Source organism: Alteromonas sp. 1_MG-2023, from assembly GCF_030547075.1.
Lineage (GTDB): Bacteria > Pseudomonadota > Gammaproteobacteria > Enterobacterales > Alteromonadaceae > Alteromonas.
In genome coordinates this window covers 84,935-107,980 of record NZ_JAUOQH010000005.1, presented here as the reverse complement: position 1 = coordinate 107,980, position 23,046 = coordinate 84,935, and the positions used below count along the sequence as shown (strand labels likewise).

General features: G+C 44.6%; 17 protein-coding genes. 8 read left to right on the top strand and 9 right to left on the bottom strand.

Translation table 11 applies throughout. The features are described 5' to 3' along the window. The first annotated feature begins 51 nt into the window (after positions 1–51). The gene (locus Q4561_RS07100) at positions 52–1,566 is read left to right on the top strand and encodes a YifB family Mg chelatase-like AAA ATPase (RefSeq protein ID WP_303458661.1); all 1,515 of its coding nucleotides are present in this window, start codon (positions 52–54) and stop codon (positions 1,564–1,566) included. A gap of 15 nt (positions 1,567–1,581) precedes the next feature. Here the strand turns inward: Q4561_RS07100 and ilvY are convergent, their stop codons facing one another. Further along, positions 1,582–2,448 carry an HTH-type transcriptional activator IlvY gene (gene ilvY / locus Q4561_RS07095; protein WP_303458660.1) on the bottom strand — a complete coding sequence of 289 codons (867 nt, stop codon included), beginning with the start codon at positions 2,446–2,448 and terminating at the stop codon, positions 1,582–1,584. A 154-nt stretch (positions 2,449–2,602) separates the two neighbouring features. On the opposite strand from ilvY, the gene ilvC reads away from it, so the two are divergent. After that, the gene (gene ilvC, locus Q4561_RS07090) at positions 2,603–4,081 is read left to right on the top strand and encodes a ketol-acid reductoisomerase (protein WP_303458659.1); all 1,479 of its coding nucleotides are present in this window, start codon (positions 2,603–2,605) and stop codon (positions 4,079–4,081) included. Positions 4,082–4,195: 114 nt separating this feature from the next. Here the strand turns inward: ilvC and Q4561_RS07085 are convergent, their stop codons facing one another. Both Q4561_RS07085 and Q4561_RS07080 read right to left on the bottom strand, forming a co-directional pair. Next, positions 4,196–5,443, bottom strand: a complete 1,248-nt coding sequence (locus tag Q4561_RS07085; protein WP_303458658.1) for a multidrug effflux MFS transporter — start codon at positions 5,441–5,443, stop codon at positions 4,196–4,198. Between the two features lie 196 nt (positions 5,444–5,639). Continuing rightward, positions 5,640–7,628: a S9 family peptidase gene (locus tag Q4561_RS07080; RefSeq protein ID WP_303458656.1), complete on the bottom strand. Its 1,989-nt coding sequence runs from the start codon at positions 7,626–7,628 to the stop codon at positions 5,640–5,642. Between the two features lie 339 nt (positions 7,629–7,967). Here Q4561_RS07080 and Q4561_RS07075 point away from each other — a divergent pair, with 339 nt between their 5' ends. Both Q4561_RS07075 and Q4561_RS07070 read left to right on the top strand, forming a co-directional pair. After that, positions 7,968–9,782 (top strand): autotransporter assembly complex family protein, encoded by a 1,815-nt coding sequence (locus Q4561_RS07075; protein WP_303458654.1) that lies wholly within the window; start codon positions 7,968–7,970, stop codon positions 9,780–9,782. After that, complete coding sequence (locus Q4561_RS07070; protein WP_303458652.1) at positions 9,746–13,681, top strand: translocation/assembly module TamB domain-containing protein; 3,936 nt, start codon at positions 9,746–9,748, stop codon at positions 13,679–13,681. Before Q4561_RS07075 ends, Q4561_RS07070 begins: the two co-directional genes overlap by 37 nt. A gap of 178 nt (positions 13,682–13,859) precedes the next feature. On the opposite strand, the gene Q4561_RS07065 is transcribed toward Q4561_RS07070, so the two are convergent. Both Q4561_RS07065 and Q4561_RS07060 read right to left on the bottom strand, forming a co-directional pair. Then, positions 13,860–14,468 (bottom strand): hypothetical protein, encoded by a 609-nt coding sequence (locus Q4561_RS07065; RefSeq protein WP_303458651.1) that lies wholly within the window; start codon positions 14,466–14,468, stop codon positions 13,860–13,862. Further along, entirely contained in the window at positions 14,461–14,958 is a 498-nt protein-coding gene (locus Q4561_RS07060; protein WP_303459011.1) for an RNA polymerase sigma factor, read from the bottom strand. Before Q4561_RS07060 ends, Q4561_RS07065 begins: the two co-directional genes overlap by 8 nt. A gap of 272 nt (positions 14,959–15,230) precedes the next feature. Between Q4561_RS07060 and Q4561_RS07055 the strand changes: the two genes are divergently transcribed. Continuing rightward, complete coding sequence (locus Q4561_RS07055) at positions 15,231–15,506, top strand: hypothetical protein (RefSeq protein WP_303458650.1); 276 nt, start codon at positions 15,231–15,233, stop codon at positions 15,504–15,506. A gap of 46 nt (positions 15,507–15,552) precedes the next feature. Here Q4561_RS07055 and Q4561_RS07050 read toward each other — a convergent pair whose 3' ends face one another. Genes Q4561_RS07050 through proB form a run of 4 tightly spaced genes read right to left on the bottom strand, consistent with a single transcriptional unit; the run spans position 15,553 to position 19,104 of the window. Next, positions 15,553–16,455 carry a DMT family transporter gene (locus Q4561_RS07050; RefSeq protein WP_303458648.1) on the bottom strand — a complete coding sequence of 301 codons (903 nt, stop codon included), beginning with the start codon at positions 16,453–16,455 and terminating at the stop codon, positions 15,553–15,555. Further along, on the bottom strand, positions 16,452–17,507 hold the full coding sequence (locus Q4561_RS07045; protein WP_303458647.1) for a D-2-hydroxyacid dehydrogenase: 1,056 nt from the start codon (positions 17,505–17,507) through the stop codon (positions 16,452–16,454). The genes Q4561_RS07050 and Q4561_RS07045 overlap by 4 nt, the downstream gene beginning before the upstream one ends. Further along, complete coding sequence (locus Q4561_RS07040; RefSeq protein ID WP_303458646.1) at positions 17,497–17,970, bottom strand: thioesterase family protein; 474 nt, start codon at positions 17,968–17,970, stop codon at positions 17,497–17,499. The genes Q4561_RS07045 and Q4561_RS07040 overlap by 11 nt, the downstream gene beginning before the upstream one ends. 36 nt (positions 17,971–18,006) lie before the next feature. Next, the gene (gene proB, locus Q4561_RS07035; RefSeq protein ID WP_303458644.1) at positions 18,007–19,104 is read right to left on the bottom strand and encodes a glutamate 5-kinase; all 1,098 of its coding nucleotides are present in this window, start codon (positions 19,102–19,104) and stop codon (positions 18,007–18,009) included. Between the two features lie 179 nt (positions 19,105–19,283). Here proB and Q4561_RS07030 point away from each other — a divergent pair, with 179 nt between their 5' ends. The 3 genes from Q4561_RS07030 to Q4561_RS07020 all read left to right on the top strand — a co-directional run bounded on the left by Q4561_RS07030 (position 19,284) and on the right by Q4561_RS07020 (position 22,842). After that, positions 19,284–21,752, top strand: a complete 2,469-nt coding sequence (locus tag Q4561_RS07030) for a M1 family metallopeptidase (protein ID WP_303458642.1) — start codon at positions 19,284–19,286, stop codon at positions 21,750–21,752. Then, complete coding sequence (locus Q4561_RS07025) at positions 21,742–22,305, top strand: DUF6702 family protein (RefSeq protein WP_303458641.1); 564 nt, start codon at positions 21,742–21,744, stop codon at positions 22,303–22,305. Before Q4561_RS07030 ends, Q4561_RS07025 begins: the two co-directional genes overlap by 11 nt. 264 nt (positions 22,306–22,569) lie before the next feature. Continuing rightward, positions 22,570–22,842 (top strand): hypothetical protein, encoded by a 273-nt coding sequence (locus Q4561_RS07020; RefSeq protein WP_211070305.1) that lies wholly within the window; start codon positions 22,570–22,572, stop codon positions 22,840–22,842. The last annotated feature ends 204 nt before the right edge of the window (positions 22,843–23,046 follow it).

Below are 23,046 nucleotides of genomic sequence, written 5' to 3'. Positions count from 1 at the left end.
TGCTCACTTAAAGTATTCCCTTTAAGGTACTTCCTTCAAGAGCAACAAAGTATGAGCATGGCAGTAGTTAAAACCTTTGCGGGGCAAGGCGTAGCAGCCCCCGAGGTATCGGTAGAAATTCACTTGGCTAATGGCTTACCCGCATTTCAGTTGGTGGGCATGGCGGAAACCAGTGTAAAAGAAGCTAGGGAACGAGTGCGCAGTGCGCTCATTAATAGCGGTTTCGATTTCCCCGCAAAACGCATTACCGTTAATTTGGCCCCTGCTGATATTCCTAAATACGGCGGTCGCTTCGACTTACCCATTGCGGTAGGTATTTTGGTAGCGTCTGGTTATCTTCCCGATACCAGTGTGCTTAATATTGCCTTTGTGGGCGAACTTGGCTTGAACGGTGAAATTAAGCCTGTGAGTGGGCTTGTTCCTGTTTTAATTGCTGCCGCCGACGATGACACACCATTGGTTTTTCCGGGAGTTAACGATGTTGAAGCCTCGTTGGTCTCTTACGCTACGCGCTACCCAGCCTTTGATCTTCTATCTGTTTACGAGCACTTAGCAAATAATAAGAAACTCAATAAGGGCCAGCCCTTTAGCCCTTGCGCCTCTTCATCTAGCAGTATGGGTTGGGATGATATTATTGGCCAAACCCAAGCCAAACGTGCATTAACCATTGCCGCAGCAGGTAGCCATAACCTGCTAATGGTAGGCCCACAAGGTACAGGCAAAAGCTTACTGGCCAGTAGGTTGCTTGCACTATTACCCCCCATGACTGAACAGGAGGCGCTGGAAGTCGCCTCCATCCATTCAGTTAAAGGGGAAAACTTGAATGTGGAGCGGTTTTTAAAGCGCCATATGCGCAGCCCACACCATACGAGCTCGGCAATTGCCCTTACCGGAGGCGGCTCGCAGCCTGTACCTGGCGAAATTTCGTTAGCCCATAATGGCGTATTATTTTTAGATGAGTTACCTGAATTTGGCCGCCGTGCATTAGATGTACTTAGAGAGCCTTTAGAAACGGGGGATGTGCATATATCGCGAGCTATGGCGAGCGCCACATACCCCGCTAATTTCCAGTTAATTGCAGCAATGAACCCAAGCCCCACCGGCGATATAGACGATAACAGGTTAACCCCACAACAACAGTTAAGTTATTTAAATCGGTTATCTGGCCCTTTATTGGACAGAATAGACATACAAGTAGAAGTACCAAGGCTGGCTAGTTACGATTTATCGCCACCGGTAAACTCTGCCTCTGATTCCATGTTAGAGGCTAGGGATAGGGTATTAAGGGCAAGGGAGGTGCAGCTTCTTCGACAGGGTAAGCCCAATGCACAGTTAAATGCAGGTGAGCTTGCTGATTTATGCCAACTAACCGATACCGATTTACGCTTTTTACAAGCGGCGGCTAAGCAATTGAATTTGTCGATGCGGGTATTCCACCGCACCCTTAAAGTAGCAAGGACATTGGCGGATTTATCTGAAACGCCTACCGTCACCCGTGCTCATTTAGCAGAAGCGCTAGGTTACAGGGCACTAGATACCTTAATTAAACAGCTCAGTAGCCAATAGCTTTATAACCAACGGTTAAGGAGCCAGTTCTAACTGCAAAAACGCGTTAATAAGGGGTTCGTTTTGCTTGTCCTGCAAGCAACATAAGCCTAGTCCGTATGGCTCAATATCATCTACCGGTATCTGGGTGACTAGGCTTGCCATACTGGAATGGTCAAGCACCACTTTAGGTACGAACCCTACGCCACACTCCAACGCCACCATGCTTACAATAGCTTCATTACCGCCTACTGAAGCGTACACATTGGGCCTGATACCATGCTCTGCAAACCAGTGGTAAGCGATGCGTCTGGTTGGCCCATGTTCTGGCATGATCACCTGATGTTTGGTCCAGTCTACCTGAGTCAATTGGGTTAATCGCCAGTCTCGGGGCGCAATGAGTACCAAAGGCACGTTATCCAAAGGGGAGAAATGTAAGTCTGTAGGTAAGTCCGGCGTATAAATCGCTATCGATAGGTCGCACTCTTTTTGCTTTACCTTATCTATGGCTAATGCGGGGTCACCGGTAATTAAGCGAATATCTACTCCAGGATGCTGCGCCCTAAACTGACGTAATATGGCAGGTAAATGGCTTTGACTGGCCGTTACAGAGCAAAATAAACTTATCTCACCTTGCAATGAGTTACTGTCTTCTCGTAAATCAATTTTAAGCTGTTGCCAGTCTTTTAAAGACTGGGTAGAGAACGAAAGGAGTTTATGACCACTATGGGTGAGCGCCACTTTACGGTTATCGCGCTTAAATAGGGTGCACCCCAATTCGTCTTCAAGCCTTTGTATTACACGGCTTAGCGTAGAAGGCGATACATACATAGCTTGCGCTGTATCACCAAAATGCAAGCTGGTGGCTAAATGTGTAAACAGTTGAAGGCTACGAAAATCCATAGTGTTTCACTTATTGCAATATTATCTTGCAAATATATCATTTTCCAAAACAAAAGAAATCCCTTAATCTCCGTTCCAAGTCGTCATAGACGAGGTCGTCAACGCCACGGTTGGTTGTTGATAATGACGAAAATGAATGTTGTTCGGAATTTTTATGGCTAATTATTTCAATACCCTATCGCTACGCCAGCAGCTAGATCAGCTTGGCCGCTGCCGCTTCATGGCACGCGAAGAATTCGCTGACGGTTGTCAGTTTTTAAAAGGCAAGAAGATTGTCATTGTAGGCTGCGGTGCTCAAGGTCTTAACCAAGGCTTGAACATGCGTGACTCTGGGTTAGATGTTTCTTATGCGCTGCGTCAAGCAGCCATTGAAGAGCAACGTGACTCTTTCAAACGTGCTACTAGCAACGGTTTTACTGTTGGCACTTATCAGGAACTTATTCCTGGTGCTGATTTAGTTTATAACCTAACGCCTGATAAGCAGCACGCTAGCGTTGTAGAAGCGGTTATGCCGTTAATGCAAAAAGGCGCAACACTTGGATACTCACACGGCTTCAACATTGTTGAAGAAGGCCAGCAAATCCGTAGCGATATTACGGTGGTTATGTGTGCACCTAAGTGCCCAGGTACAGAAGTACGTGAAGAATATAAGCGTGGTTTCGGTGTACCAACACTGATTGCTGTTCACCCTGAGAACGACCCTGAAAACAAGGGTTGGGATACCGCTAAAGCATTAGCGAGTGCTACAGGTGGCGATCGTGCAGGTGTACTTGAGTCTTCGTTTGTAGCTGAAGTTAAATCTGACCTTATGGGCGAGCAAACCATCTTATGTGGTATGCAACAAGTTGCAGCAGTACTTGCCTTTGAGAAAATGACAGCTGACGGTATTGACGCAGCTTATGCTGGTGCACTTATTCAGTTCGGCCTAGAAGCAGTAACTGAAGCACTTAAGATTGGTGGCGTGACCAATATGATGGACCGCTTATCAAACCCAGCTAAAGTAAAAGCATACGATTTGTCAGAGCAATTAACTGACATGCTTCGTCCATTGTTTGAAAAGCATCAAGACGACATCATCAGCGGTGAGTTCTCTCGCACTATGATGGAAGATTGGGCAAATGGCGATGCTAACCTACTTAGATGGCGTGAAGAAACCGGTGAAACTGGTTTTGAAAATGCACCCGTCTATGAAGGCGAAATCAGCGAGCAAGAATTCTTTGACCACGGCATCCTATTAGTTGCCATGATCAAGTGCGGTGTAGAAGTGGCCTTCGACGTAATGGTTGAAGCGGGTATCTTACCTGAGTCTGCGTACTACGAATCACTGCATGAAACACCACTTATCTCTAATACCATCGCTCGTAAGCGTTTGTATGAAATGAACGTGGTAATTTCAGACACAGCAGAATATGGAAACTACTTGTTTGCGAATGCAGCAATTCCAATTTTGCGTGAGAAATTTATGCCTACTATCGATACTTCAGTTATTGGTAAGGGATTGTCAGAAACCTCTAATCAGGTTGAAAACAAGCGCCTTGTTGATATTAACGAAGCTATTCGCACTCACGGTGTTGAGCAAGTAGGTAAGACCCTGCGTGGCTACATGACTGACATGAAAGCCATCATCGGTTAGGACAGTTTCTGTCGTTAGGTGCTTTATATAAGCCCTCTTGCCCGACCAATTTGGTCGGGCTTTTTTATGTCTGACTGTTTATACCGTCCTTGTCCATGAATTCCTTTTTTAAACCTATTCCCCGCTTTCGCGAACCCGCTCTGCGTATTTCACTGCAAAGTAAGCCAACACAAAGAAGATAAAAAAGCCCACGCCTATCGGGTATAAATTGCCATCTAAAAAGCTATCTACGAACAGCGCGATAGGCACAGAAAAAAGACTAGAAAGAGAACCAATAATAGCAGCACCAAGCCCTGCCATTTCCCCTAGTGGCTGCATGGCCAGTGCGTTTAAGTTGCCAAATAAAATCCCCACAAAAAAGAAACCAACGAACATGGTAATGACAGTGAGTACAAGTGGTGGCAATCCGTCATAAGCGAGCAATAATGCTAGATAGACCACGGCAAATCCGTTAACCCCTTTTAGCGCAAAGCGACACAACTTTCTCATGCCGAACTTCATCACCATGGTGCCGTTGAAATAAGACGCTAAACCAATCGAGAACGCCAGTACTGCAAATATGTAAGGAAACATCTCGCCTACACCGTAATACACCTGAAAAATGGTTTGTGAGGCACTTAAATACGCGAGAAACGAACCAAAAATACCTGCCATCGCAAAGGTGTAACCCATTACCGTTGCATGAGTAAGAATGAATTTTGAAGATAGATAAAATTGCTTAAATGAAAACGGTCTACGTCTATGCCTAGGTAAGGTTTCCCCTTGCCGGCTGAAAAACCATGTACCGGCTAACGTTGCCACAATTAAAAATAGGGTGAATATATGAAACCAGCCGAAAAAGGCCATCACTGCCTGACCCACCATAGGCGCTATCATAGGCACAAGAATGAATACCATCATAATAAATGACATTACCCGCGCCATGGCGTCACCCACGTACAAGTCGCGGATGATAGCCATGGCAGCAATACGGGGACCGGATACTCCGAAGGCTTGTATTACGCGACCTACCAGCATGGTTTCTAAATTAGTCGCCGACATACACACAAAAGTACCAATCGCAAAAACAAATAGCCCAATCAAAATGGTAAGCCTTCTACCACGACTATCAGAAAACGGGCCAAAGAACATTTGGCCAAAAGCCATTCCCATAAAGAACACGGTCACAATAAGGTGAGTATGGTGTGGTTCGTCTACGTTTAATGTTTCACCTATTTGCAATAATGCAGGCAGCATGGCATCAATGCTTAACGCGACAAGGGATGTCATGGTAGCCATCAATGCTACAAATTCCACTATTCCTAATGGAGGCTTACCTTGAGGCTGGCCGGCATTAGGCGCGGTCTCATTCGTATCGGACATAAGTTCTCTATTTAACGTAGAAGGGATGATATTGGTGTAGGCTAGCGAAATGATTAATTTATATCGAAGAAAAATCACCCGTGCCGAATGGGTTGAAGTGTAACGTAAAGATGAACAAAAAGCCGCCAGTTTCACGCTATTTAGTCGTGTAACTTGGCGGCTCTAGCTGTTTTAGTAATACAGCGTGATCAAAGGTTTATTCTGTTTTTAAGTACTTATCTAGAAAAGCATCCATTTCAGCAAAAAAGCGATGTCTATTCCCTTGAATAGACAGATAATGGTCACCTGAATCTAGCTCAACATACTTGAAGGTTTTATCTAAGTCGTCTAATTCGTCAGCCATATAACGACTTTGCATTGGCCTAACAACGCGGTCTTCTTCCCCATGAAGCATTAATATAGGCGTCGTAATGCCCTTAGCATTGTAATAAGGTGAGCGAGCTTTTAGGTCGTCAAAATCATCACCGATTTGTTCTTTCACCAAATCTGAATTTACGAATCGTCTAGCGTGAATAACGATATGTTTTAGTGAGCTCACTCCAGCAAAACTTACCGCACACTGAAATAACTCAGGGGTTTTTACCGTTGCCATCAAGGCGGCGTAGCCACCATAGCTAGCCCCAACAATGCACATATTATCTTCAGTTGAATAGCCTTGTTCTACCATCCATTTAGCCGCATCAGTGATGTCATCTTGCATCGACAATCCCCAACTCTTCATTTGGCTTTGGGCAAAGTCAAACCCGTAACCCTGCGAGCCTCTAAAATTAGGGCGAAGCACTGCATACCCTTTATTTGTAAAATAGGATGTCCAATAATCGAAGCCACTAAAATCTCGTGCGCCTGGGCCCCCATGGGGGTGGATGATGGTAGGGAATGGCCCTTCCCCCTTAGGTAAGGTTAAATAGGCTTCAATTTTTGTGTCATCCCGAGCGGTATAACTGACTAACTCGTGCTCAGTCAACATGCCTTCCTCAATTTGAGGATATTGCTCAAACAAAAAATCTAATGAGCCCTTATCCCTATTACCGATAAAGTAAGCCCCAGGCATAGTGTCGGACTCAGAATAAACGATGTAGGTTTTTTCGTCCCGACTAAAGCTAACAAGGGTATTGTCATAATCGACCAGCGCTTCATCTAACCCATTTTGAAGTGCCACGTAGCGCTCATCCCAGTAATGTCTGCCGTCGTGACGAATCCCTATGGCATCATTGGTCATTGCAGAATAGATTAAACTACCATTTACGTCATAGCCTTCATCTGCGAGAATTTCGGTGCTTTCGTTGGTGGTAAGATCTAACGTATAAAGGGCTTTGTAATCGCCTTTATAGCCGCGGTAGTAAAGAATATTCGGGTCGAGACCGAAACCGATAGGCTCTTCGCCTTTTTCATTCATCGCGTTGTAGCTAAATAGAGTGCGCCATCCACCTTCTTCTTTTTTCAGTAAAACGTGTCGCTCACCGCTTTCGTAATCCAGGGTTATACCGATACGAACATTGTGCTGTCTGTCGATTATCCACTCTCTGATACTACGCTTTCCACGTTCTATCCTAGAGGTTTTTCCATTATTGATATTAACCTTGTACACCGAAGGAAGGGCGAAGGTTTCAACGTCAACTGACATCAATATGTGGTCAGGATCATCAGGTAGCCAATCCACTACATTATCTTGAAACTGGGGCACACGGCTTGGGTCTGCCGCTCTTCGCTTGAGTCTTCGCCAATCAAGCACTGTTAGCGGGCTTTCGCCTTGAGCATCATAGTCCATGGCTAACAAACGGGTGTCATATACCCGCGTATTCCCACGACGGCTCTCATAGCGGGCACTAAGCACTAGTCGTTCGTTATTCACCCATCGATACCAGTTGATTTTAACTTTTTCGTTATCTGAGTGAATAAGATAATGCATCTTGTGTGTGGTTAAGTCATAAGTAGCAAAAACTGATAACTCATCTGGCTCATTTATATTTTTTACGAACGCAATCTTATCGCCTTTAGGTGAAAGCGCGGGGGTTCGGTACGCGGGTAATGAACTAAATACGGTGTAAGGCAAAGGGGCCGAGACACTTTCTGTTGGTTCAGTAGCGCTTTCACTACTTATCGCAGAAAAGCTTATTAAACCAATAAAAAACAATACTACAGTGGAGATAACAGAGTTGGCACACGGTAAAAAACAACAACGCATATATTTTCCTTTGCTTATTCACAAACCGAGAAGAACTATTCATCCTGTGACTAGTTCGAAGTCAAAATCACTATACAACTATTTCTTTTTCAGAAAGAAAACTTAATTGTAAGTATTATTAACATTCGAACAAAAACCATACACTAAAAAGTAGCTAATTTTAACCTGTACTTTAGTTGTGCTTTTTTTCGCTATACACAGTATATAAAGGAGATATGGTATTATTCGTTTTCATCGGTGCTATGTAGATTTTTCTTATACCCTATTTTTTAGCCGCTTTATTTATGAAGCTGAGTTCACACTGTTGTATTTTTCTATTTAAAGGAATCGCATTTCTCAATGCCATCGCGTTTTTTTTCTTCCTCGAAACTGTCTATATCGGGTGCTAAACCCCGTCAATATCATGGTGTTGTCTTTCAGTTTTTCACTCTTTTACTATTGCTATTAGTCGTTGGTACTGCCCATGCTGTCACCTATAAAATTAATGGGATAAACCAAGACAAACTAAAAGACAATATTCGCCTTCACCTTAACAATTTAGATGTTGAAACAGAGTTACTGAATGATCCTTTCTGGCAAGATGAGGTTGTCGCCACCGTCGCGACTGCCGTGCAACCCTTCGGCTATTACAATAGCGATGCGACGGTAGAAGTTACCGGAGACGATGAGGTGGTCGTCACCGTTTCACTTAGCGATCCCCTTCTGGTTTCACACGTAACCCGAGAAATTATTGGGGTAGGCCGAGAAGATAGCGACTTTAGAAGTCGATTTAATGGATTTTCATTGAAACAGGGAGATGTACTCAACCAGCCTGTATACGAATCATTTAAGTCGTCGATGTTTAATTACGCCCTGTCTAACGGTTACTTTGACTTTTATTGGCAAGCCACGCGGTTGGATTTAGTCAGGGAAGAAAAAGAAGCCAACATCATATTAATTGCGCAAAGTGGCTCTCGCTATAATTTCGGTAAATTAAAGTTTGTCGGAGAAGACAAAGCTAAAGCTATTATCAAACGGCTCTCTCCGTTTGAAGAAGGCGAGCCTTATTCGTCGGCCAAATTATCAGATTTCAATCGCTCATTAAATCAGTCAGGGTACTTTAATCGCGTCATCGCGCGCCCTGTGGTAAGCGATGCAGAAGGGCTTAATGTTCCCATTGAAGTATCGTTAGCACATCGTCCTCGTGATGCGTTTGATGTTTCTATTGGTGCTGCTACCGATACCGGCCCTCGAGTCACTTTAGGCTGGGAGCGCCCCTGGGTAAACGATCGCGGGCATTCTATTTCTTCCGATATTTTTATCTCTCAACCTGAACAATCTGTCACCGCTGACTATCGTATTCCAATGCAAAATATCACCAAAGACTACGTCAGCTTCGAAGCGGGTTATCAGTTTATTGAATACAGTAATACCTCGATTGAAAGTGAGACTTTATCCCTCGCTGCCCACCGTTATTTCCAAGAAGATAATTCGCCTTGGCAACATGATGGCTCTATCACCTATTTACGAGAAACTTATGATCAGGGCGACACGGACAACACCACAACGTCATTGATATTGCCGGGCTACTCTATTACCTACATTACAAAAGATAACGACCTTAATATTAATAACGGAAATTACTTCCAGTTTTTAACTCAAGCAGGGCGAGATAACCTTGGTTCAGACATTAATATTGTAAAATCAGTGATGGAAGGCATGATTATTCGTACCTTTTCGGATGTGCATCGGGTTTCTATTCGAGGCGAGTTGGGCGCAATTAAAACCAATGATTTCTCTCAAGTGCCCACATCACTTCGTTTTTACGCCGGTGGTGACCAAAGTATTCGCGGTTTTGACTACCGAGAAATATCTCCCACCGAAGATGTTATCGATCCTGAAACGGGTGAAACAGTAAACGATGCGATAGGTGGAAAGTATCTGGTTACCGCCAGCGTAGAGTATGCCTACCGAATAGCACAGAATTGGCGCATTGCCGCCTTTACTGATGCAGGTACAGCCACCAATGATTTAGATACCACACTCACTTATAGCGTGGGGTCGGGCTTTCATTGGCTATCTCCCATAGGTCCTGTTCGAGTTTACGTGGCACGTGGTTTTGCGCCAGATGAAAAAACATGGCAACTGCATTTGATGTTGGGGCCAGAGTTATGAAAAAGCGTACCATTTCACTTATTTTACTTACCCCAGTACTTATTGTAGTTTTCATTTATGGTTTGTTGATCAGCCCATTAGGTGGGCCAACCATTCGTGTTATTGCTAACAATGTAGTGAGTGGACTTAATATTGAAAGTATTGATGGTGGTCTTGCTGACAACCTCACTATTTCACACGTTAAGTGGGAAAATGCGCAGTGGAGAGTAAACGTTGACTATGCTTATCTAGATGTAACTTGGCGGTGTATTTTCGAACCTAGGGTATGCGTTAATGAAATCAACGCCAACGATATTGTTGTTGAGCAGTTAAGCGCTGCGCCTGAAACTGAAACAACACAAGAAACTGGAAGCTTTGCGCTGCCGCTTCCCATTGAAGTAAACCAAGCCAAGATTGAGCGTTTCGCGCTTACTATGCCTAGCCAGAAAATTGAATTAGGGAAGTTAACCCTAGCGGATTTTTCGGGCGAAGAAAGATTGGCAATATCATCGTTATCACTGGCAGACTTGGTGGTCACACTGAATCAAGCTGAAAGCGTCTCGCAAAATACAGCAAGTACAAATAGCGCGCCTTCCAGCCAAGCAAACAGCTCGGGTAATAGCGCTAACCCCAGCCCTGCCTCCACGGCTAGTAACCCCCCAACCAATAACCCAAACAACGCTGACGCTAGCACACTATCAAAGACATATTCACTGTCATATACGGCACCCGAGCTTCCCACTATTTCATCGCCTATTCCAGTCAAAATTGGCAAGTTTTCACTGACCAATGGCACCTTAAACCAAGGCGAATCTGTGCAAACCATATCGGTTTTTGCATTTAAAGATTTTGAGTTTGCTAATACCAGTGTGTCACTGGCCAATTTAAATATGGTTCACCCTCAAGGGACGCTTAACGGTGACATCGCCATCACTCTTGATGGTGCCTATCCATTGTCAATATCGCTAAACGGTAATGGCCTAATAAGCGACCAACAGCAACAAGTAGACTTTAATGCTTCAGGCTCGCTAGCGGCATTAGAAGCTGACCTTAAAACTGAAGGGGCTATGAATGCAAAAGTGAATCTATCTGCCGATGTGCTTAACGACAACCTGCCTATTTCATTTAGCGCAACGTGGAAGGAGCAACCCTTACCCTCTATGGAATCTGGCACCTTGCATGATGGCGCGCTAACGTTGAATGGCACCATGGGTGACTATATTTTAGATGGCGGCGCAGCCGCTACATTGCCTGATATAGGCAAAGTTCCGGTAGCGCTTAATGTCGTGCTTAAAGAACACAACATTTATGTGAACGAAGCTAAGATTGAAGCGCTGGAAGGCAGCATTAGTAATACCGGCACCCTATACTTAGATGAAGCAATTTCTTGGGAAGGAAATACTACCTTTACCAAGGTCTCTGGGGTTCAGTTTTCTGAGTACGCACCAGCGCAATTAGAGGGAGGTTTTACCAGTGTGATGCAGTACACAGAAAAAGGCCCCCAAGTCAGTATTCGGGAGTTAGATCTTAAAGGCATATTGCAAAACAAGCCCTTCTCGATGACTGGCTCTTTTGTTTACTCAGGCCCAAGCGATTTGCTAGTCGCGTCTTTGGCCGTTAAACAAGCCGAAAATAAAATTGATGTGGTAGGGCAGCTGCTTAATAAGCGTTACATTAACGCTGATATTGACCTTAATGTGGCAGCAATTGCCAACCTCTACCCAGAAGTATCTGGGGCAGTGACCGGGAATATAAAAGCCACAGGCCCCTGGACTAATCCCATAGCAAAAGGCGCACTTAATTTTGCTAACGTAAACATATCTCCAGAACTTTCAAGCGCAGCCGCTCAGCAAGGTGAGATTAATGGTGATATCGTTATTGATGGTTCCTACACTAATCATAAGGTCGACCTTGATGTAACCCTACCGGAACATAGGGTTGCCCTAAGCCTTGCGGGCAAATGGCAAGACAATACTTGGGCGGGGCAGGTTGAACAAAGCAAGCTCAAACTGGCCAACATGCAGTGGGCGTTGTCATCACCATTTTCTCTTAAAGTCGGCACGGTTCCGTTTAGTGCAAAGGTTGGCGAACATTGTTGGAACTCTAGAGAAGAAGGCGAGCTTTGCATTAGTAGTTTGAACTACCAAGAAAATAAAGCACAGTGGAATATATGGGCCAAAGCATTGCCTGTTGGCTTATGGGCGCACGAGCTTGCACCAGATATGGTAGCAGCCGCTGCACCGGCCACCTTGTCACTTAAAACTCAAGGCCAATATTCCCAGGCCGATCCCATTGATGCTACATTTACGGCATCTTTATCTCCTGCCACTTGGCAAGTAGGGAAAGAGCGCCCGCTAGCCATAATGGTGAATTCCGTTGAAACAACGGGCACCTTTAAACAAGGCGAGCTTAAGTCAAAGTCGCTTATTGCTAGTGAAGACTTAGGCAATGCCACCGTCAATTTTAATACCTCTGTGTTTGAAGAGCGCAAACCTATCAGCGGTAACATTGAATTAGTGAATATCGATGTAGCGCCATTAAAACCACTATCTCCTGCGATTCGTACTCTTACCGGTGTAATGAATGGCAATGTTACGTTAGCCGGGTTTGTAGACGCTCCGGAACTTACCGGCGAATTAAAGATAGAAAATGGGGCGGTAGATATCCAAGATACGCCTGTATCGCTAGAAGATTGGACTCAATCTATTACCTTGAATGGTCAGCAAGCGAACTTCGACGGCACGTTTTTATTGGGTGGCGGAAAAGGCGCAGTAAATGGTGATGTGAATTGGTCTGATGTGCCAAGCGCTAACATTAATTTGAAAGGTGACAAGTTTGAGGTGCGCCAACCTAATATGCGTTTGCGGGTGTCACCGGATTTAAAAGTAGCCGCGACTGCTGACAAAGTAGATGTCACAGGTAGTATAAATATTCCTTGGGCGCGTATTGAAATTGAATCTTTGCCTGAAAGTGCGGTTTCGCCTTCTAAAGATGTTCACCTTCGTGGCGAACCACCAACTGAAGAGGCTTTGGATATTCTGCATGCCTCTGTCATGGTCAATATCGACAAGGGCAAAACCGGCGAAGTTAAGCTAGAAGCCTTTGGCTTAACGGCAAGTTTACACGGCGGCGTGAAAGTGAATAACCAACCTGCTTTAGTCGGCTTTGGTGATTTACAAATACTCAACGGTCGTTACAACGCCTACGGGCAGCAACTTATTATTCAAACGGGAGAAGTACAATTCAACGGCCCTATCGATCAGCCCATGCTACTGATTGAAGCCATTCGGGACCCAGACAAAACCGATGACGACGTTATTGCCGGTATTAGAATAGATGGCGCAGCCGATTCCCCGAGTATCAATTTGTTCTCTGAGCCTTCGATGGATCAACAAAACGTGCTCTCGTATTTGCTAACAGGTTCGGGGCCAGATGCTGAAAGCGAAGATCCTAACTACACTGCTTTGCTGCTGGGCTTTGGCCTTTCAAATACCAAAACCTTAACCGGACAAGTTGGAAAAGCGCTAGGTATTGATGATTTCAGTTTAAGCACTAACGAGAATAAATTATCGGTAACCGGGCAAATTAACGACAGGTTAACGGCGGTATACAATGTGGATGTTGGGTTAAGTAATAACGACTCAAGCAGCACACTTCGCCGTAGGCAAGATCCACCCGATTTAGCATTGCGATACCGCTTGTTGCCTCGTTTGTTTTTAGAAGCGGTACAAACCACCATTGAAGATCAGTCTGAATTCGCCTTAGATTTATACTATGAATTCTTTTTGGGTGAGGAAGAAGACGATGATGATAGTGAAGATCGTGTTGAAGATGATGGGGGTGATGGAAACAACAATGAAGGCAGCAATGCTAATGACGGCGAAGCTGCTATCTCTAAGGTTGAGAAAGCGAAAAATTAGTTCACTACTAAAACGCGTATCGGCAGGCCATCCTCTACTCGACAATAAGTCGGGCTGATTATGAATAGATACGCGGCTCGCTCATAGCGTTGTCTGCGCGTTATTAGAATAAGAATACAGCGGTCATTGCTAATGACCTTTGTTGCGGGGCATTCATTCGATAAGCCTTTATCAATGGCTAACCACCATCACTCATGTCATTTAATGCTGTTAATTTTTTTTCAAATTGCTTTTGCCTGCGATGCGCCCACACATACCATACTGCCATGATGCCAGCGGTGATTGCCGTTACCAGCACTACCACCCCATACTCCCTTTCTTCAGCTGCTTTAGCCAAGGTAAATATCGCATTAAAGGCAATAACAATAAGTACGGCTACCCAGGCAGAGTGTTTATTAATAAAGGCAATACGCGCATTGTTTTTAAACTGCTTTTTCAATTGTTGTACATGATTGTTAGTTTGCGCGTTACTGCCAAACGCAGCCACTCTTCTAAGCCATAGCTGATAGCCAAGTAAAGGTAAAATGAAAACAATAAGACCAATATTCAACATGCGTACCAGTGGGGGGAACTCACTCCAGTAATACAAAAACATCCATACCATTGGGATAAGTGAGAGGCAATCTACCATTATGTAAAAACGTTGCTTTCTTGTTTGGCTTTTAAACGTTTTTTTCACCTCATCCAAATCTACATTCGAAACCGGTTGGGCTTGCCATAACGCGCTGAGGTCGTTGTCACTTGTACTGCCACTGCCCTTATCGGCACGTTTGTTATTATCATTCATTAGAGTTTCCTTCCAATACACTTGCTTTAGCACGCTTTAAAATAACCCCTACATGCGATTTAGTGAGGCCGCATATATCTGCAATCTCATCGTAAGATAAGCCTTCTAAAGAAAGGGTAAGTACTTGGCGTGGCTGTACCGCGAGAGCTCGTACTTTAACGAGTAATCGTGTGAGTGATTGTTGCTGGCTGGTGGCGGTTTCAGGGGAAATTTGCGACGCTTGCTCAATAACAACGTCATCATTGTATTCGTCTGTATCGATGCGCTTCACCTGATTGGCAACGTGAGTAACGGCGCGGTTATGGGCTATTTTTAGAATATAGGTTTTTACACTGCTATCGCCTTTAAAGCGTACGAGCCCCTGCCACACAGCAATGGCTATTTCTTGTAGCAATTCCTGCTGTAACGCGTGGTTAGCCTCGTAACTGTTTGCCACACGGCTTAATAGACTGCCGTACTGTGCAAACACATCTTCAAATCCTTGCCCCAATCTCTCGTCCTCAGTATTTCTTATTATTAACTGCGCTGCATTATCGACTTTTACGTTACAAGCCACCCACTTACTTTTTTTAGATGCATGTCATGACAGAAATCATCAGTGCTTATTTTGTGTAGTCTAGGGTAAGCGAAAAAAATTACATCTATCTGTAATTTTTTTTGAAGCCTGAAGACTAGTAAGTATGAAGGGTGTTATCGAGACACCATTATTGGTTACAAAATTAGGTACAAAATCGGGTACAAACTTTTACTTTGGAGCACACTATGTCTACCTTAAGCATTTTTTTACTTATTGGCTTTATCGCTACCATCGCTCTAGGCGCTAGTTACTTAGATGCGAAGTTTCAATGGCGCCTCAACGACTGGATGAGTGGCACGTGTAGCAATCCTTTTATTGCTAGCAAAGCCACACAGCACCAGCAGCTAATTGAGAAAAAAGATAAGCAAATTGCCGCGTTAGTGGAGCGAGTAGAAACGTTGGAAGCCATAGTGACCCAGCCGGCGTATGAACTGAATCAAAAAATTAATGCACTTAAGTAATACATTTAAATCATGCCTAGCTACTTCATACTTAGCTACTCCATACTTAGTTACTTAGGGGTGGTCGACGCATAAACATGGGGACTTTTCCCATGGCGATGGCGTTGCCCACCAGCACCACGACTACGCCAAGTACAGACAGCCAACTCCACGTATAACCTTCAAAAAATGTGGAGATAACCAGCGCCACAATGGGGTAAACCAGTACCACATAAGCGGCTTTGTCGGCGCCTATTTGCTTCAGCAGCTTCATATAAGAACCAAACGCCAACACCGAGCCGAAAAGCGCCAAATAAAGCAGCGAAATATAAAACTCGGGCGCCGTTGGAACAACCAAAGTTTCGTTTGTGACCCACGCGGTAATATAAAGCATCACCATGGCATAACTCATGGCGTAAAAATTCATTTGAATAACCGGCGTGCCTGAAGTGAGGATCCGCTCTGAAATAACGTTGCCTATGGATGCACTAAAAAAAGAAACAAACGCGATAGAAAGACCCGCCACTAAAGCTGCATCCATGGATACTTTGGAGAACTCAGGTATAAACATACACACGATGCCGACCAGCCCAAACGTAGCACCCACCACCACTTCTAACCGAATAGGCTGCTTTAACCACCACCTGCGAAGCACCACATTAAAGTAAATAATGCTGGAGCTCATAAGGGCGAGTAACGCGCTGATTATATGCGCCTGTGCCATATAGAGCAGGGTATAGTTTAGGCAATAAAGAAAGAAGCCAACTCCAGCCATTTTAATGTGAATGTGTAGCGGCAATCTAAACGGCAAGCCCCGTACTACGCAAAATAGCCCTAAACATAGCGCTGCTAAAGTGTATCGCCACGCAACGGCTAGGGTCTCAGCGGTATGCCCTATTTGATAAGTAATGGCAATCCATGTTGAACCCCAAATAAGCGTACAAATGGCAAAGAGCACACCATTGTTCATGTTTGATCATCTATAAACTGCATTAAATGGTTTATTGCCTTGTTGAATAAGCGCTGACGGGACTCATTCGCCATCCACGCCGTATGAGGAGTAACAATAAGATTGGGGATAGTGCCCGTTAGCAAAGGATGATCTGCCCGAGGAGGCTCTTGAGATATAACATCAACCGCCGCGCCGCCTATTTGCCCGCTTTTAAGCGCAGCCACCAGCGCGTCTTCATCAACTAACCCACCTCTGGCAGTATTAATAAGAAAGCTGGTGGGTTTCATCAACGACAACCGAACTTCGTTGAAAAGGTGATAATTATCATCAGTGAGTGGGCAATGCAGGCTGACTACATCAGCGCTAGGTAACAATGATTCCAGTGAAGGTCGTGGGTCGCGCTTATTATCGATGCGCTCCTCAGAAGAAAGCCCCTCTGGTAAAGACCCACCAGGCCGCGCTGCAATACTCACCTTCATCCCCATTGCGTTAAATAGCGCTTCAACTCGCTTACCCAAATCTCCATGCCCAACAATAACCGCATGCTTACCGGCAAGCTCTACAATAGGGTGTTCGGTTAAGCAAAAGTGCGGCGATGTTGCCCATTTACCTTTATTCACATCGTTATGATATTGAGGAAATGCAGTGGCTAAATTAAGCAGTAACATTAAGGTATGTTGGGCAACGCTGTCGGTGCCATAACCGTCCACATTCTGCACGTGAATATTGTGAGACTGGCAGTAATCTTTATCTACGTTGTTCGTACCTGTTGCCATTACACCCACATACTTTAGCGCCTTGGCTTGTTGCAGGGCGTCGCTATTCAATACCACCTTGTTAGTCAACACGATATCGGCATTCGCTATTCTGCCGACCACCTCTTCTGGAAGGGTGTTGTCATAGCAAGTTAACTCAACATTAAGGCTATTAAGCAACGACGTATCGATGGTGTCTGAATTCAGTAAATCTGCACTAAAGGTTTCAGCATCAAGAAAAACCCCCATTAGCTTTTTATGAGTTTGTTTTCCCGTGCTTTTAGTGCCTGCTTGGGCGGCTTGACTATTGGCCACCGGCATTTCCTTGATTGTCTGCCTCACCGATAGACTCGCAAATAGACTCAAGGGCGGTTTTAATATTAACGGGAATAGGCACTGCTTTGTCAGAGAGTCTGTCCACAAATACATGCACAAACTGACCGTGCGCCACCCGGCGTTTAGCCTCACCGGCATAAACCGACAAACCGTAAGTAACCGAGCTTCGGCCTAACTTTATCACCCTTAACCCAACGTAAATCGTTTCTGGATAAGCCGCTGGCGTAATATATTGGCACTGGCTACTGACTACATAAGCGACAGCGCTACTTTCTTGAATATTAAGGCCGCCCTCGTCAATTAAAAAGCGATTTACGGCGGTATCAAAAAAGCTGTAATACATCACATTGTTAATATGACCATAGGCGTCGTTGTCTTGCCAGCGAGTGGCAATTTCAAGGTGATAAGGGTAATCGTTAAGCGATGGAGTGATATCAGTCATGCGTGGCGTTATCCCGTTAGTTAAAGAGTGAGGAAATTAAAGTAAAACCAAGTCGTCGCGATGTACAACTACGTCGGTTGTTTCATAACCTAACACATCCGCAATATGCTGCGACTTTTTCCCTTTTATCAGCATTAAGTCTCGCGCGTTATAAAGGGCTAAGCCTTTTGCGACAACTTGGTTGTTACAGCAAATTTCTACCGCTTCCCCTTGGTTAAAATTACCATCAACACTCGTAATACCTGAAGGTAACAAAGACGCCCCGCGATCCACCAAGGCGGCTTTCGCGCCTTCATCTACGTGAATACGGCCACAGGTTTTAAGGGTATGCGTCAGCCATAGTCGGCGAGCATTTTTCGGCGAGTTACTAGCGTGAAACAAGGTACCTGGAATATAACCATTTAACATGGCATCAAAGGACGCACCTTTTCTACCATTTACAATAATGGTTTGAATACCGCTACTAGTACACTTGTCCGCCGCTTCAATTTTAGTGCGCATGCCGCCAGTACCTACTGAGGTCCCCGCACCACCTGCCAGTATATAAATCGATTCATCAATATTGTGCACTTCACTAATTAATGTGGCGTCTGGATCTTTTCGGGGGTCGGCAGTGTACAAGCCATCAATATCGGAACAAATAATAAGAGTATCTGCTTGAGCCACTAGCGCGGTATACGCGCCAAGATTGTCGTTATCACCTACTTTTAGCTCGTTCACCGCCACGGTATCGTTCTCGTTAACGATAGGTAGGGCATCATGGTTCAGCAATTCTCTTAAGGTGTTTTTGATATTTACATACCGAGTACGATCGCGAAGATCGTCAGCGGTAAGTAAAACCTGCGCACAGGGAAAGTCGAAAAAACGTTGCCAGTTTGCCATCATTTGAGTTTGACCAATGGCTGCCATCGCTTGCTTTTCAGCAATAGACGCATTGTGGCGAATTTTCACTTTGCTTCGCCCCGCAGCCACACTGCCCGAGGAAACTAAAATAATTTCTTTGCCGGATTCACGACTAATGGTGATAAAGCGCGCTAGAGCTAATAAAAAGCGGGCGCTACACGCATCGCCATTTGGCGCAATAAGGGCGCTACCTACTTTAATTACGGCACGCTGCCAATTGAGACGGTTCATAAGAAGATGATGCAAGAAAACAGGGGTTTAAGAATACGACACTTATCTTTTTAAACAAACGTTATGTTACAGTTTTTTGCGTTAAAATAGGGTGACTTTACGGCCAAAAACTGGGATTAAGATAAAGAGGCTTATATACTATTACGCTTATTTTATTATAAAAATAACTAGGAAACCTCATGAGTAAGCCCCAACGACAGCTTTTCTGGCTAGCGCCAGTGTTGTCTATGCTGATCTATCTTCCTTTCGCCAACGCAGCAATAAATCAAACAAAAGGCGATTTTGAAGATAAGTTCCGTCAGCTAGACGAATCTCTTCCCACCCCTAATGTATACCGTAACGCAGCAGGTGAGCCTGGTCATCAATATTGGCAACAACAAGTAGATTACGACATTGACGTAAAACTGATTGAAGATACACGCCGTATCGAAGCCAGTGAAACCATTACCTACCACAACAATGCACCAGATACGTTGAAGTATTTATGGATCCAATTGGATCAGAATAAATTCCGCGACGATTCTATGTCAGCCCTTACCACTACGTTTGGTGGCATTGGTAATCGTGGGCCTGCAACACAATCTGCAAGTGGTGGTAAACCTGCCCAGTTGAGCATGGCTGCACTTCGCCGCCAACAGTTTGTTGACGATAACGAATTGGGTTACACCATTTCACGGGTGCAAGATAGCGCAGGTAACGATTTACACCACGTTATCGTTGGTACGCTAATGCGTGTAGATTTAGCGCAACCGCTTCAACCTAAAAATAACGTCACTTTCGATATCGATTTTGCGTTTAATATTGTTGAAGAAGACGCGGTTTCTGCTCGTGCGGGTTATGAACATTTCCCAGATGACGAACGTGAAGGCGGCAACGATATTTTCTTACTGGCCCAATGGTTCCCTCGTCTAGCGGCTTACACCGATTACGAAGCATGGACGAACAAAGAATTTATTGGCCGTGGTGAGTTCACTTTAGAATTCGGTAACTACGAAGTGGATATTACGGTTCCGGCCGACCATATCGTTTCTTCTACCGGTGAGTTACAAAACGCTGATGACGTACTAACGAAAACCCAGCGTAACCGTTTGAAAGAAGCTGAAGATGCTGACCGTATTGTATTCGTTGTTACCGCTGAAGAAGCGCTAGAGAACGAAAAAGCAGGCACCAACAAGCAAAAAACATGGCGTTTTAAAGCTGACAACGTGCGTGATTTCGCATGGGCTTCGTCACGTAAATTTATGTGGGATGCCCGTGGTTACCAGCAAGGTGGTGACACTCAGCCGTTAGTCATGGCGATGTCTTTCTACCCGAAAGAGGGTGGCGAGCTTTGGGAGAAGTACTCTACTGAATCTATCATTCATACTATGGATGTTTATAGCCGCTTTAGTTTTGATTATCCGTACCCGGTTGCCCAGTCAGTCAATGGCCCAGTTGGCGGTATGGAATACCCAATGATCACCTTTAACGGCCCACGTACCGAGCTTCGTGACGATGGTTCTCGTACCTATTCACTATCAGAAAAGCGCTTCTTAATTGGCGTAGTTATTCATGAAGTGGGTCACATCTACTTCCCTATGACGGTTAACTCTGATGAGCGTCAGTGGACATGGATGGATGAAGGCTTAAACAGCTTCTTAGACGGTGTTGCAGGACGTGAATGGGATCCTACGATTCCATGGGGCGTTGAGCCACGTGACATTGTTAGCTATATGAAGTCTGAAACCCAAGTACCTATTATGACCCAGTCTGATTCGGTCCTTAAATTAGGCCCTAATGCTTACACTAAGCCAGCCGTAGCGCTGAACATTCTTCGTGAAACCATTCTTGGCCGTGATTTGTTCGACTTCGCCTTTAAAGAATATGCACAGCGTTGGATGTTTAAGCGTCCTACACCTTCTGATTTTTTCCGCACCATGGAAGAAGCTTCTGGTGTTGATTTAGATTGGTTCTGGCGCGGTTGGTTTTACACTACTGACCACGTTGATATCAGCCTAGATAGCGTTTACAAACTTCGTTTGAACACTGAAGATCCTGATATTGATTTCGCCCGTGAGCGTGAAGCCGAACTCGATAAGCCTAAGTCACTTACCGACATTCGTAACAAAGAAGAAGGGAAAGAGCTTTGGGTAGACCGTTTCGAAGATATCAATGATTTCTATGACGAAAACGACCGTTACACAGTAACCAACAAAGAACGCAACAAGTACCGTAGTTTCTTGAAGAAACTTGAGCCATGGGAACGTAAAGCGTTTGAACGCGCAGTTCGTGAAGACAAAAACTACTACGTACTCGACTTTAGCAACAAGGGCGGCTTAGTTATGCCGATTATTCTTGAGCTAGCATTTGAAGACGGCACAACCGAAGAAATGCGTATTCCTGCTGAAATTTGGCGTCGTACACCGAAAGCGGTAAGCAAGCTTATTGTCACCGAAAAGGGCAAAGAGCTAGTAAGCGTAACGGTTGACCCACATTGGGAAACGGCTGACGTAGATGTTGAAAACAACCACTATCCGCGTCAAATCATTCCTTCACGTATTGAAGCGTACAAGTCTAAGCCTCGTAACACTTACGAGTATCGCGATCTAATGAACGATGTAAAAACCGAGCTAAAGACCGACGATGACGAAGACGAAGATGACAACTAAGGTTATGCCTTTTCAGTTATCTGCTAAAAACCACAAGCAGGGCCTAACGGCGCTGCTTGTGGCCGTTTTTTTATGTACCGGCTTATTCAGTACTTGGGCTAACGCGCACCAAGTTAAAGCTGCTATTACTACCGTGTTGTTCAACCCTAGAACGCAAAACATTGAAGTAATGCATCGCTTTAACCTGCACGATGCCGAGCACGCCGTAAAAGTACTGTTTGATAAGCACGCCGACATTATGGAAGAAGAGAAAACCCAGCAAGCGTTCGCTGATTACGTAAGCAACCATTTTGCGTTGTTAAACGGTGAGGAAAAATCATTAGATTTAGGTTTGGTAGGTTTTGAGTTAGATGGTAATCACTTTTGGGTGTACCAAGAAACCGCTCAACCGCCAGAGTTAGATGGTTTGATGATTCGTCACGATGCTTTACGTGATTTGTGGCCAACACAGGTTAATACGTTAAATGTAGAAGGGAATGGGCCTTTAAAAACCCTGACTTTCACCGAAAACGTGACTTTGCTGGAAGTGGAATTTAATAACGAACATCATTAATGCGCTGACCGCATGATGTACCCGTTACTTAATCTTTATTCAACTTCCTGTTACTGATTTAAAGCACTGCCACTTCGCAGTGCTTTTTTGTATCCCCCTGAAGTCTTATTCCCATTTGTATCAATATCGCCTAAGTTAACCTAGTACCCTGCTTTTATATCAAGTGGTTTGTATCAATCCTTTTGTATCAATAGATGAATGTCGATTTTTATAAAAAGGGCACGAAGATGGGCATGCTTTTAACTTATACCATGGGGACTTTCCATGAGCGACAATACCACCACCAATGCGTTTTCCAACAACAAGAATATTATGTGGGTGCTGCTTAGCGGCGCCATGGCGCTTACCTTCATTGTGATGATGTTTTTGCCTAACAGCGGCACGGGTGAGGGCATGATAGCGGTTTACTCTGCCATGTTATGGTGTGGCATCTTTGGCGCAGCGTTATTTCGTTATATGACAAAAAATGGCTGGGTAGGGTTTGCAGTAGGTAGCGTAGTTGGCCTTATACTACAAATGGTAGCTCAGATAGTCTAAGCCTCTAGACTGAGCACTGGTAGATTAAGGACTGGTAGCGTGGCTACAGCTTCCTAACACCTTACTGCGACGCCAGATAACTAAGCCATTTACAAAAATTTAAGAAGTAATCGACCAACCATACTTTAGCGTATTAATATTAAAGTTCGGGCCTTACAGACTGAACTTCAAATACTGGGCTTCATTGAATGAAGCTGTTTGTGC